General features: G+C 59.8%; 8 protein-coding genes. 1 reads left to right on the forward strand and 7 read right to left on the reverse strand.

All coding sequences use genetic code 11. The features are described 5' to 3' along the window. The first annotated feature begins 135 nt into the window (after positions 1 to 135). On the forward strand, positions 136 to 4,650 hold the full coding sequence (locus D8U60_RS11225; RefSeq protein ID WP_241663537.1) for an NEL-type E3 ubiquitin ligase domain-containing protein: 4,515 nt from the start codon (positions 136 to 138) through the stop codon (positions 4,648 to 4,650). A gap of 38 nt (positions 4,651 to 4,688) precedes the next feature. Here D8U60_RS11225 and dnaB read toward each other — a convergent pair whose 3' ends face one another. The 7 genes from dnaB to rnr all read right to left on the reverse strand — a co-directional run bounded on the left by dnaB (position 4,689) and on the right by rnr (position 11,919). After that, a complete protein-coding gene (gene dnaB / locus D8U60_RS11230) occupies positions 4,689 to 6,086 on the reverse strand; it encodes a replicative DNA helicase (protein ID WP_016771936.1) in 1,398 nt (465 codons plus the stop codon). Between the two features lie 119 nt (positions 6,087 to 6,205). Beyond that, entirely contained in the window at positions 6,206 to 6,652 is a 447-nt protein-coding gene (gene rplI / locus D8U60_RS11235) for a 50S ribosomal protein L9 (protein WP_003221136.1), read from the reverse strand. A gap of 18 nt (positions 6,653 to 6,670) precedes the next feature. Then, positions 6,671 to 7,564 (reverse strand): hypothetical protein, encoded by an 894-nt coding sequence (locus D8U60_RS11240; RefSeq protein WP_016771937.1) that lies wholly within the window; start codon positions 7,562 to 7,564, stop codon positions 6,671 to 6,673. Between the two features lie 36 nt (positions 7,565 to 7,600). Next, positions 7,601 to 7,831: a 30S ribosomal protein S18 gene (gene rpsR, locus D8U60_RS11245; RefSeq protein WP_002551829.1), complete on the reverse strand. Its 231-nt coding sequence runs from the start codon at positions 7,829 to 7,831 to the stop codon at positions 7,601 to 7,603. 29 nt (positions 7,832 to 7,860) lie between these two features. Beyond that, entirely contained in the window at positions 7,861 to 8,283 is a 423-nt protein-coding gene (gene rpsF / locus D8U60_RS11250; RefSeq protein ID WP_016771938.1) for a 30S ribosomal protein S6, read from the reverse strand. A 238-nt stretch (positions 8,284 to 8,521) separates the two neighbouring features. Next, positions 8,522 to 9,292 (reverse strand): 23S rRNA (guanosine(2251)-2'-O)-methyltransferase RlmB, encoded by a 771-nt coding sequence (gene rlmB, locus D8U60_RS11255; protein WP_039756866.1) that lies wholly within the window; start codon positions 9,290 to 9,292, stop codon positions 8,522 to 8,524. Further along, positions 9,289 to 11,919 carry a ribonuclease R gene (gene rnr, locus D8U60_RS11260; RefSeq protein ID WP_122610363.1) on the reverse strand — a complete coding sequence of 877 codons (2,631 nt, stop codon included), beginning with the start codon at positions 11,917 to 11,919 and terminating at the stop codon, positions 9,289 to 9,291. Before rnr ends, rlmB begins: the two co-directional genes overlap by 4 nt. Positions 11,920 to 12,206 lie beyond the last annotated feature (287 nt).

Genomic DNA, 12,206 nt, shown 5'->3' on the forward strand with positions numbered 1-12,206 from the left:
ACGTAAGACATGCGCAGCAAAACGCCGCACCCAGTTAGTCCCCCCGGTAATTTTCATCTTCGACCGGATACATCCGCCGATGCCATCCCGCAGCGTCCCCTCCTCACGCCGCGCCCCAGTCTTGACCCAACCGCGTTGAGCAGCCCGCCAATCCGCGCGAACCGGCGCACGGACAGCAACGATCCTGATGCGATCATCCCGGCGCCGAATGTCACAGTGCATGCGGCTGCATCAGCGCTGCAAACCGTGGTCAACACAGGCCACCCCGTCGAGCATTACCGCCTCGCTGTCGCAACCGGCTTGCCTGACGCCGACGCCGAAGGCCTGAGGACATTCAAGGGTCGTCACTACGTGGAAATGGCCGACGGCGGTTTCGTGCAGGTGAGCAAGGATTCGCCGAGCGGCCTCTGGCGCGCCGGGCTGGCGAGCGAATCGAAGCCCTCCGGACCGCTGATGCTGCACGATCCGGAGAGTGGCAGGTGGCATGCGCTGGAGTTCTCGCCGCCGAGCACCTTCGCTTTATCGGTGACACGCCTGCAAGCGTTTCGCACGCCGTTCGACTTCAGTCATAGCTCACGCGACAGCGATGGGCTGTACCGCCATGACGGCAAACTCTACGCAGTGATCGACAATCACAGCTATCAGGTCTTGCACGATCACGATGCTTCGACGCCTCTGACCGAGGTGATGCGCATCGTCCGCCCTGAAGATCCTGTCGCCGCTGACGTCGACAACATCTACAGCGCTACGCGCCCGGGCAGATCAGAGCCTGTCGTGTTCGATGCCGATCAGGGCTGGCAGGGCATCGTGGTCGGCGGGGCCGGCGGGATGCAGCGCGGCAGTGCCGACCAACCTGCTTCACCGGGGCTGCGCGAGCGGCTCAATGCCGCGGTCAATCGACTGCGAACGCCCCAGTCGCGACTGCGAAAACTCTATCCATCTCTGGACAGCGAGCAAATCCGCACGCTGTTGCGCACCCAGGGTGACGATGTACCAAGCTTTTTGACGCGCCTCGAGAATGAATACAAGACCCTGAAGCTGGAGCTCGCGACCTGGTTGAAAACCAGTGAGCTGGCCGGCGGGGCGACCAATCCCTCGGTGGAGCGCGCCGCGCAAGAGATCAAGCGCTGCTGGAAACGTCAGACAGGAACAACGTTGCAACTGGATCTTGGCGACGCAGGCATTGTTCCGCTGTCCGCAGATTTCAGCCATGTCCGCACGCTGCACTTGCAGGCGGTCGCCTGGTCGGAGGGGGGCGAAAACTTCCTCAAGGGGTTCACTGCCCTGGAGCGTCTGAAAATCAATGCCTCGGCGCTCGCCAGGCCGCCGGCGAACCTTGCGCAAATGCCAGCCCTCAAGGAGTTGGACCTGCGAGCGAACCACATTGAACTGAGCGACCAGACCGCCAGCGAGCTGGCTTCGCTCAGCCAACTGGAAAAACTCGACCTGTCGGACAACCCGCTGGGCAAGGCCCCGGATTTCAGCGGCATGCTTGAGCTCAAATCCGTGGGTCTGCGCAATGCACAACTGGATGACTGGCCAACCGGATTGCAGCATCAGTTGGCGATGGAGTCGCTCGATTTGCGCAATAACCGATTGCGTGAAATTCCGCAGACAGTCATCAGCCCGGCGAGTGATCAATTGCTCGCCATAGCCAACATCAACCGCATCACCCTGATCGAAGGCAACCCCTTTGCCAGCGGCTATTGGCGGCGGCTGGAAGTCTACTGGCAGCGGGTTACGGCGGAATATCCGGCACTCATCACCAGCGCACGCACAGGTGCATTCCGGATTGATGGCGACATCCCTGAAGTCGCCATGCTGGTGCAGATGTATCCGGACAAAACGCCACAAACCGCCCGGGAATACCTGATTGGCCTGGGGGACAGTGCAGAAGCCACGATCAGCCAGCGTTTCGCAGAGTTCAAGGCGCTCGATGCGCAACTGCTGGCCTACGTCGCCGACAGCCAGCCGGGAACATCCAGCGTGGCCGGCCGGGAAAAGGCTCGGGCAGAACACATTGCCCGGATCATCAAGGACTGCTGGCTCCAGCAATCGCCGCACCTTGCGCTGCCACCACTGAAAGGACCGCTACCACCACTGACTGCCGACTTCAGTCGGTTGACGTTGCTCACTCTTGATAGCGTCGTCTGGTCCGACACTGCCGACACGTTCCTGTCGCGGTTGCCGAATCTGGAGAATTTGACGATCAGCCATTGTGATCTGGAAAAATTGCCCGCAGAGATCAGCGCGATGAGCCGGCTCACCCACCTGAATCTGACCTCAAACCAGATAAAACTCGATGAGAACAGCGCTGGTGCATTGAGTGCATTGCATCAGTTGGTCAGCATCGACCTGTCGAACAACCCACTCCAGATGCTGCCCGATTTCAGTGCGATGTCCGGGCTGCAGACACTGGGCCTGAAGAACACCGGCATCAGTGAGTGGCCCATCGGCCTGGCTGACAAGATCACCTTGACCGGCCTCGACCTCAGCAACAATCAACTGCGCGAAGTTCCCGACGCACACATCAACCCGCCAGCCGATCAATTGGCCGTGGTCGCGCGAATCAACAACCACACGCTGCTTGAAGGCAATGACTTCCCTTCGCCTTACTGGAGGAAGTTCGATCGCTACTGGCGAAAACTCAACGAACTGCATCCGCAGTTGATGACTCCGGCCCACCCCGCTGTATTCGACAGTGAGAACTCGCGCGCGCAGCGCTACCGAAAACTGTTTCCGAGCAAAGGCATCAAGGAATGCCGGGAGTTTATCTGGAACCATGACAAGGCCACTGTCGCGACCAGGCTGTTGGAGCTCGAGCAGGATTTCGCCGTGTTGAAAAACCAGCTGGATAACTGGGTGTTTTCGGGAGGCAGCAATCCTCTGCGCTATATCCGCGTCAATCAGTTGCAGATCAACACCCAAACCCGCAATGAGCGCATCGAGGCACGGGATCGGATCATCAGTTGCTGGCGACGTGAAACGCCGCAGAAACACGCCTTCGACGGCACGCCGATAGGTCTGGAACTGGATTTGAGCGGCCTCACGTTGCCGACCCTGCCGGATCTGAACACCGACTTCAGCCATGTCGGCTCGCTCAAACTCAACAACATGAATCTCACCGAATCCCCGGAAGGTTTTCTGACCCGCTTCCGCCATTTGCGCTGGCTGAACATGGCCAACAATCGTCTCAGGGATCTCCCGCCGGCCATCGGCGAAATGCACGGGATGACCCGTCTGTTCCTGCAGGGGAATCAACTCGAACTGACCGCCGAGACAGCGCAGATACTGGCCGGAAGAACGACCTTGAGGGCCTTGTGGATACACGACAACCCGCACTTGAACGTGAGCCCGGATTTCAGCGCGATCACTGATATCCGCGAAGTCGACATGTCAAACACCGGCATCGGAAGCTGGCCAGCCGGACTGTTCGATCAGCCCCTGTTGGGCAGGATAGTTCTGAACAACAACCGGATCACGAACCTGCCCAGCTTTGTCGTCGCACCGGCAGCGGATCGCCTGAGGCATTCGATTCAGGTCAACAGCGGCACTCAGATAAGCGATAACCCCCTGAACGAATACACTCGAGAACGCCTGGCCGGCTACAGTGAGCGGCTGCGCCACTCCGCAACATCGCTTTACAATCCTCTGAACCTGCTGACCACTTCTGCCCCGGCAGCCCGCCCACAGCCGGCGCTAATGAACGCGGCGTCGGCCTATCCGCAGTTGACCGTCGGTATGACGGCAACCGAGGCGACGAAACGCACCGCGCAGCTGGACAGACTGAAAGCACAGGACGGCTCGGATGGCTTTTTCAACATCATTTCCAGACTCGGCCACCACGCCGATTTCCGTCGGCAGGTCTGGGACGTGGTCGATGCCATCAGCGAGAACAACGTGCAATCACGCGCTCTGCGCAGAGATGTTTTCGATCGCGCCTGCGAAGCCGGCTGCACTGACCTTGCCGCCGCCACGTTTACTGACCTGCAAGTGCTGACCATGACGCATACAGCCAGAGTGCAGGCAAGGCAAGACGGGGATGGCACTCGCCTGGTGGATCTGTCCAGAAGTCTGTTCAGGCTAAGGCAGGTCGATGAACTGGCCGCAGCAGATATCGCTGCGAGCAGGACAATCGCCAACGATCCACAGGCTCCAGCGCGTGAGCGCAATACCCAGCGCCTGCGCCTGAGCGACCCGCATGAAATGACCATGGCCTACCGCTTTGGCCTCAAGGATCGGCTGCAGTTGCCGTTTCAGCCGCAGACCCTGTCCTTTATCGGCATGGCCGGCGTCACACCGCCCATGCTGGAGCTCGCCTACCGCAAAGTCATCGCCTTGAACGGCTCCCCCGAAGAGTTTCAGGCTCTGGTGTCGATGGAATTCTGGCAGGACTTCATCACGCACAAATATCCGTCCCGGTTCGACGCCGCACGTCAGCCTTATCAACAGAGACAGGCGGCACTGGACGAGCAATTCGCGAAAAAAGTACTGACCCGGGCCGAATACGACGCGCAAACCAATGACGTCACTGCACAGTTGGCCATTAGCGAAGCGACGCTGATCCAGTCACTGACGCGCGAGGAAATTCGCCTCGGTGAGGCAGTTGAAAAGCCTGCCAGCAGCGAGACGGCAGTTTCGGCCGATTGAAGCAGGCCACGACAGCAGCCGGATGATCCGGCCTGCTGTCATTCGTCGTCGTCGAAGTTGTAACTGCCAGGTGCGAGGTTTTCGAAGCGCGTGTATTTACCGATGAACGCCAGCCGAATGAAACCGATCGGGCCGTTACGCTGCTTGCCGATGATGATTTCGGCGATGCCCTTGTGCTCGGTTTCCGGGTGATACACCTCGTCGCGGTAAACGAACATGATCACGTCGGCGTCCTGCTCGATCGCTCCGGATTCCCGCAAGTCGGAGTTCACCGGGCGTTTGTTCGGGCGCTGTTCGAGGGAACGGTTGAGCTGCGACAAGGCGACTACTGGGCAGTTGAATTCCTTGGCCAGGGCTTTCAGGGATCGCGAGATCTCGGAAATCTCGTTGGTGCGGTTGTCACCGCTGGACCCGGGAATCTGCATCAGTTGCAGGTAGTCGATCATGATCAGGCCGACATCGCCGTGCTCACGCACCAGACGACGAGTGCGCGCGCGCATTTCCGACGGGCTGATGCCGGCGGTGTCATCGATGAACAGTTTGCGGTCGTTGAGCAGATTGACCGCCGATGTCAGGCGCGGCCAGTCGTCGTCTTCGAGTTGGCCGGAACGCACCTTGGTCTGATCGATTCGGCCGAGCGAAGACAGCATACGCATGATCAGCGATTCGCCTGGCATCTCGAGGGAGTAAACCAGGACAGCCTTCTCGCTGCGCAACACGGCGTTTTCCACCAGGTTCATCGCGAAGGTGGTCTTACCCATCGACGGTCGGCCGGCGACAATGATCAGGTCGGACGGCTGCAAGCCGCTGGTCTTCTCATCGAGGTCGGTGTAACCCGTAGACAGACCGGTGATCGCGTCGGCGGTGTTGAACAACGTGTCGATGCGATCGATGGCCTTGGTCAGCAGCTCATTGACCCCGACCGGGCCGCCGGTCTTGGGCCGCGCTTCGGCGATCTGGAAGATCTGCCGTTCGGCTTCGTCGAGGATTTCTTCAGCGGTGCGACCTTCCGGGTTGAAGGCGCTGTCGGCAATCTCGGTGCTGATGCCGATCAGTTGGCGCAACGTCGCACGCTGGCGGACGATCTGCGCATAGGCCTTGATGTTGGCGACGGACGGGGTGTTTTTTGCCAGTTCGCCAAGATAGCCGAGGCCGCCGACTTGCGACGTCTGGCCTTCCTTGTCCAGTTGTTCGGCAAGGGTCACGACGTCGATCGGCGAGTTCTGATCGGCCAGTTTGGCGATCGCGCGGAAAATCAGACGGTGGTCATGTCGATAGAAATCGCCATCGGAGACTTGATCAAGCACGCGTTCCCAGGCGTTGTTGTCCAGCATCAGACCACCGAGTACGGCCTGTTCAGCCTCGATGGAATGCGGCGGCACCTTCAGGGCAGCGGTTTGCAGATCGTATTGCTCGGGAGCGGAGATATCGTTCATGGCCACTTGAGTATTAGTGAAAAGCAGGGAATTCAGAAAGACAAAGGGCACGACCTGTAAACAGGATCGTGCCCGATGTTAACCGTCTGACGGACAAGCCGCCAGCCGATCCGTGTTGCTTAAGCTGCTACCACGACAACGCGTACGGTGGCTTCAACTTCGGCGTGCAGGTGCACGGCCACGTCGAATTCACCCACGTTGCGGATGGTGCCGTTCGGCAGACGAACTTCGCTCTTCTGCACTTCAACGCCGGAGGCGGTCAGTGCGTCAGCGATGTCGTGAGTACCGATCGAACCGAACAGCTTGCCTTCGTCGCCAGCGGTGGCAGTGATGGTCACTTCCAGCTCGGCCAGTTGGGCAGCACGGCTTTCAGCCGATGCCTTACGGTCTGCGGCGGCTTTTTCCAGCTCGGCGCGACGCTCTTCGAACGCAGCCAGGTTGGCAGCGGTCGCAGCGGTAGCCTTGCCGAAAGGCAGCAGGTAGTTACGGCCGTAACCGGCCTTAACGTTTACTTTGTCGCCCAGGTTGCCCAGGTTGGCGATTTTTTCCAGAAGGATCAGTTGCATGTGAAAATCCTCTAACTTTTAACCTTCACCGTTCGCGCTGTCGGTGTCTTTCGACACGTGACGACCGCGAAAATCAATCAGGCTGTCGACAATGGCCAGAACCACGAGCAACGGATAGATCAGCTGCATGAACAACAGCAGCGTGACGTACAACCCCACCAGCCAGAAACCGGCCAGTCGCTTCTGCCCGACCAGCCCGTGAATCAGGGCCAGCCCGGCGAACACCAGCGGTACACTGCACAACGGCGTCAACATGGCCATCTGTGCACCGAGATTCGGGCCCAGAAGCATCAACGCCAGCAGTAACATCGCCGGCCCCAGCGGGATGCGGATGGCGCGAAACTCGCGACCGAAACCACCCGGGTTGTACAACAACGCCTGCCAATGCCGCCCGACAATCAGGCTCAGCACGCTGACGATCTGCAACAAGGCCGCAATCAGTCCGGTCAGGACCGGTGCAATCAGGGACGCGAAACGCGCTTGCTCATCGACCGACAATTGCTTGTAGGTCTCACCGAGAAGTGCCGGCATGACCTTTATAAGGGCCTGTGCAAGCATCTCGATCTGGGCCGCAAACGCGACCCCGAGCACCACTGAAAACACCACTCCGATCACTACGCTGACCAGCAGCGTGCGGACCCAGGATTCGCTTGCGCGCAAAACCAACGCAAGCCCCGAAGACCCCAGCAGCACCAGAAGTGCCCGTGGGTCGTCGGCATACAGCCACCAGATCAAGGCCGGCAGCAGTCCCAGCGACAGAACGCCAAGGGCGTCCGTCAATCCGCGCCGCAGCAGCACAAGGCTCCCGGCGGCAGCACCCAACCAATACAACAACGGCAATGTTGCACATCCGGCCACCACGAGAGTGGCCTGCATTCGGCCTCGCATGATGAACTCAGCTAAGGCGCGCATGCATTCAATCCTTTGCTACTTGTCGACTGCCCGGTCTCAGCGGCCGTGGCTGTCGGTGTAGGCCAGCAGGGCCAGGAAGCGGGCGCGCTTGATAGCGGTGGCCAGCTGACGCTGATAACGAGCTTTGGTACCGGTGATGCGGCTTGGAACGATTTTGCCGGTCTCGGATACGTAAGCTTTCAGAGTGTTGAGATCTTTGTAGTCGATCTCTTTCACGTCTTCAGCGGTGAAGCGGCAGAATTTACGACGACGGAAGAAACGTGCCATTTGATAGGCTCCTTAATAAGGTCCGTGGATTACTCGTCAGCGTTATCGCTGTTGTCGCTGTCATCACTGTCGGTGCCTTCGGCGCCTTCGTGCTCAGGACGGTCGCGACGCTCACGGCGCTCACTGCGGTTTTCTTCAGCCTTGAGCATCTCGGACTGGCCGGTAACGGCTTCGTCGCGACGGATGACCAGGTTACGGATCACTGCATCGTTGTAGCGGAAGTTGTCTTCCAGCTCGGCCAGGGCCTTGCCAGTGCACTCAACGTTCAGCATCACGTAGTGAGCCTTGTGAACATTGTTGATTGCGTAGGCCAGTTGACGACGGCCCCAGTCTTCCAGACGGTGGATTTTGCCGCCGTCTTCTTCGATCAGCTTGGTGTAACGCTCAACCATGCCGCCGACTTGCTCGCTCTGATCCGGGTGGACCAGAAAGATGATTTCGTAATGACGCATGAATGCTCCTTACGGGTTGTAGCCTGCCGCTCAAAAACGGTCAGACAAGGAGTGAATGACACTTATGGACTTGCTGGCGCGGGGCACATGCGTGCCTGCCGTCACAGCAAGGGGCGCAATTGTAGAGAAGGGACTGCGGGGGCGCAAGGCAATTGGTGATTATTTGAACAGCAGCTATGAGCTACAAGCCTCAAGCTGCAAGCGGACCGCTTTTGACTTGAGGCTTGCAGCTTGCAGCTTATAGCTTGCGCGAAGCGCTGGCCTTGGCCTTCGCACCGCGCTGGCGCTGGGCTTCGAACAGGCACACGCCGGTGGCGACCGACACGTTGAGGCTGCTGACGCTACCGGCCATCGGCAGATTCACCAGATAGTCGCAATGCTCGCGGGTCAGGCGGCGCATGCCTTTGCCTTCGGCGCCCATGATCAGGATGGTCGGGCCGGTGAGGTCCTGGTCATAAATGCTGACCTCGGCTTCACCTGCGGTGCCGACTACCCACAAACCGCGCTGCTGGAGTTTTTCCAGAGTGCGCGCCAGGTTGGTCACGGCCACCAGCGGAATCACTTCCGCGGCGCCGCAGGCGACTTTACGCACCACCGGGGTCAGCGTGGCCGACTTGTCCTTCGGCACGATCACCGCCAGCGCACCGGCCGCATCGGCCGAACGCAGGCAGGCGCCGAGGTTGTGCGGATCGGTCACACCGTCGAGCACCAGCAACAGCGGCGCGCCTTCGGTGCGATCAAGCAACTCGTCGAGCATCGCTTCGCCCCAGACCTGACTCGGGCTGACTTCCGCGACCACGCCCTGGTGCACGCCTTCAACCCAGGCGTCCATTTCGCGGCGCTCGGCCTGGCCGACCTGAACACGGTTTTCATTGGCCAGCTCGACCAGCGTCTGCACGCGCGGATCGTTGCGGCTTTCCGCCAGCCAGATCTGCTTGACGCGCTTTGGGTGGTGACGCAGCAACGCTTCTACCGCATGAACGCCGTAGATTTTTTCCAACTGACTCATGACTTCGCCTTCGGTTTACGCGCCCCGCCACTTTTGGCTGGAGCGGAACCCGCTTTTGGCGGGCCCTTACGGTGTTTGCTCGGCTTGGCTGGCTTGCCGTCGGTCGCCCTGTCAGGCGCCGACCGTCCGGTCTTTCCCCCGGACGCCGCTTTACCACCGTTTTTCGCATCGGCCAGCAAGGCCTTCTTCAATTCACGGCTTTTGCGCAGCTCGGCGTTTTTCGCCACGGCGTCGCTCGGGCGATAGGCTTCGGCGACCTTTTCCTTGGCCGGACGACGGCTGGCGGTTTTCGCTGGAGCCTTTTCTTCCGCAGCCTTGGCAGCAGGCGCAGCGGTTTCGGTGCCACGTTTCTTGCGACCAATCGGCGCGCTGATGGTTTTCTCGGCCATCTCGAAGTCGATCTTGCGCTCATCGAGGTCGACGCGCATGACCCGCACTTCGACGGTGTCGCCAAGACGGAAACTGCGACCGGTGCGCTCGCCCGCCAAGCGGTGATGCACAGGATCGAAGTGGTAGTAATCGCCCGGCAGCGCGGTGACATGCACCAGGCCTTCGACGTAGATATCGGTCAGCTCGACGAACAGACCGAACCCGGTTACAGCGGTGATCACGCCCGGGAACGACTCGCCGACGCGATCCTTCATGAACTCGCACTTGAGCCAGTTCACCACGTCGCGGGTCGCTTCGTCGGCACGGCGCTCGCTCATCGAGCACTGCTCGCCGAGCTGCTCCAGTGCCGCTTCGTCGTACGGATAGATGCGCGCTTTCGGAATGGTCATCGCACCGGCACGACGGACGTGCGGGGTGTCCTGTTTCGAATGGATCACGCTGCGGATCGCGCGGTGCGTGAGCAGGTCCGGATAACGACGGATCGGCGAGGTGAAGTGGGTATAGGCTTCGTAATTCAGGCCGAAGTGGCCATCGTTTTCAGCGCTGTACACCGCTTGACTCAACGAACGCAGCATGACGGTCTGGATCAGGTGGAAATCCGGACGATCCTTGATGCTCGCGAGCAAAGCCTGATAATCCTTCGGCGACGGACCGTCCTTGCCTTTGTGCAGGGACAGGCCGAGCTCACCGAGGAACGCGCGCAGTTTTTCCAGACGCTCTGGCGGCGGACCAGCGTGAACGCGATACAGCGCAGGGATTTCGTGCTTCTTGAGGAATTCGGCAGTGGCCACGTTGGCCGCCAGCATGCACTCTTCGATCAGCTTGTGCGCATCGTTGCGCACCGTCGGACGGATTTCGGCGATCTTGCGCTCGGAGCCGAAGATGATCCGGGTTTCCTGGGTTTCGAAATCGATCGCGCCACGTACGTGACGGGCAGCCAGCAATACTTTGTACAAGGCGTAGAGCTGTTTGAGGTGCGGCACGACGTCGGTGTACTCACCGCGCAATTTGCGCGCTTCGGTCGCCTTCGGCGTTTCCAGCATCGCGCTGACCTTGTTATAGGTCAGACGAGCGTGGGAATGGATCACCGCCTCATAGAAGCAGTAGTCGGTCATTTCGCCGGACTTGGAGATGGTCATCTCGCAAACCATGGCCAGACGATCGACTTGCGGGTTCAGCGAGCACAGGCCATTGGACAGTTGCTCGGGCAGCATCGGAATCACGCGCTCGGGGAAATACACCGAGTTGCCGCGAACCTGAGCTTCGTTATCCAGCGCCGAGCCGATCTTCACGTAACTGGAAACGTCGGCAATCGCCACATACAACTTCCAGCCACCGGAGAACAGACGCAGCTTGCCCGGTTTGGCTTCGCAGTAGACCGCATCGTCGAAGTCGCGGGCGTCTTCGCCGTCGATGGTGACGAACGGCAGATGACGCAGGTCGATGCGCTTTTCTTTGTCTTTTTCTTCGACTTCCGGCTTGAGCTTGGCGGCTTCTTTCACAACCGCCTCAGGCCAGACGTGCGGAATATCGTACGTGCGCAGAGCAACGTCGATTTCCATGCCCGGCGCCATGTAGTTGCCGACCACTTCGACCACATCGCCTTGCGGCTGGAAGCGCGGCGTTGGCCAGTGGGTGATTTTCACTTCGACGAACTGACCGATCTGCGCATTGGCGTTGCGGCCCGGCGTCACCAGCACTTCCTGCTGGATCTTCGGGTTGTCGGCAACGACGAAACCGATGCCGCCTTCTTCGAAGTAGCGACCGACGATGGTTTCGTGAGCGCGGGACACCACTTCGACGATCACGCCTTCACGGCGACCACGACGGTCGAGACCGGAAACCCGGGCCAGCGCACGGTCACCATCGAACACCAGACGCATTTGCGCCGGGCTCATGAACAGGTCGTCACTGCCGTCGTCCGGCACCAGGAAACCGAAACCGTCACGGTGACCGCTGATGCGGCCGAGGATCAGGTCGAGCTTGTCGACCGGCGCGTAAGTGCCACGGCGGGTGTAGATCAGTTGAGCGTCGCGCTCCATGGCGCGCAAGCGGCGGCGCAGGGCCTCGATCTGGTCTTCTGTGGTCAGACCAAACTCTTCGACCAGTTGCTCGCGGGCAGCAGGCGAACCCCGATCGGCGAGGTGTGCCAGGATCAGTTCGCGGCTGGGAATAGGGTTTTCGTATTTTTCCGCTTCACGAGCGGCCTCGGGATCGAGGGACTGCCAATCGGCCATTAGAGAGTTTTCACCTTGTCTATATGCGGGTTAGTTTGGCATAGGCGCCGGGAAACGGGAAATTTCCGCTTCTATAAGGCTGTGCAAGGCCTTGTATCGACGCTCCGACACCGTTTTGAACGCCGCTGGTAAAAAAATTCAGTTTTTTCTGCGGCAGGGGTTTACAGTTAAAAAGACGCTCCGTATAGTGCGCGCCATCGACGACGCACAAGCGCTTTCGATGATGCCCAGGTGGTGAAATTGGTAGACACGCCAGCTTCAGGTGCTGGTGACCTTACGGTCGTGGA

Source organism: Pseudomonas sp. Sample_11 (assembly GCF_004307505.1).
Classification (GTDB): Bacteria; Pseudomonadota; Gammaproteobacteria; order Pseudomonadales; family Pseudomonadaceae; genus Aquipseudomonas; species Aquipseudomonas atacamensis.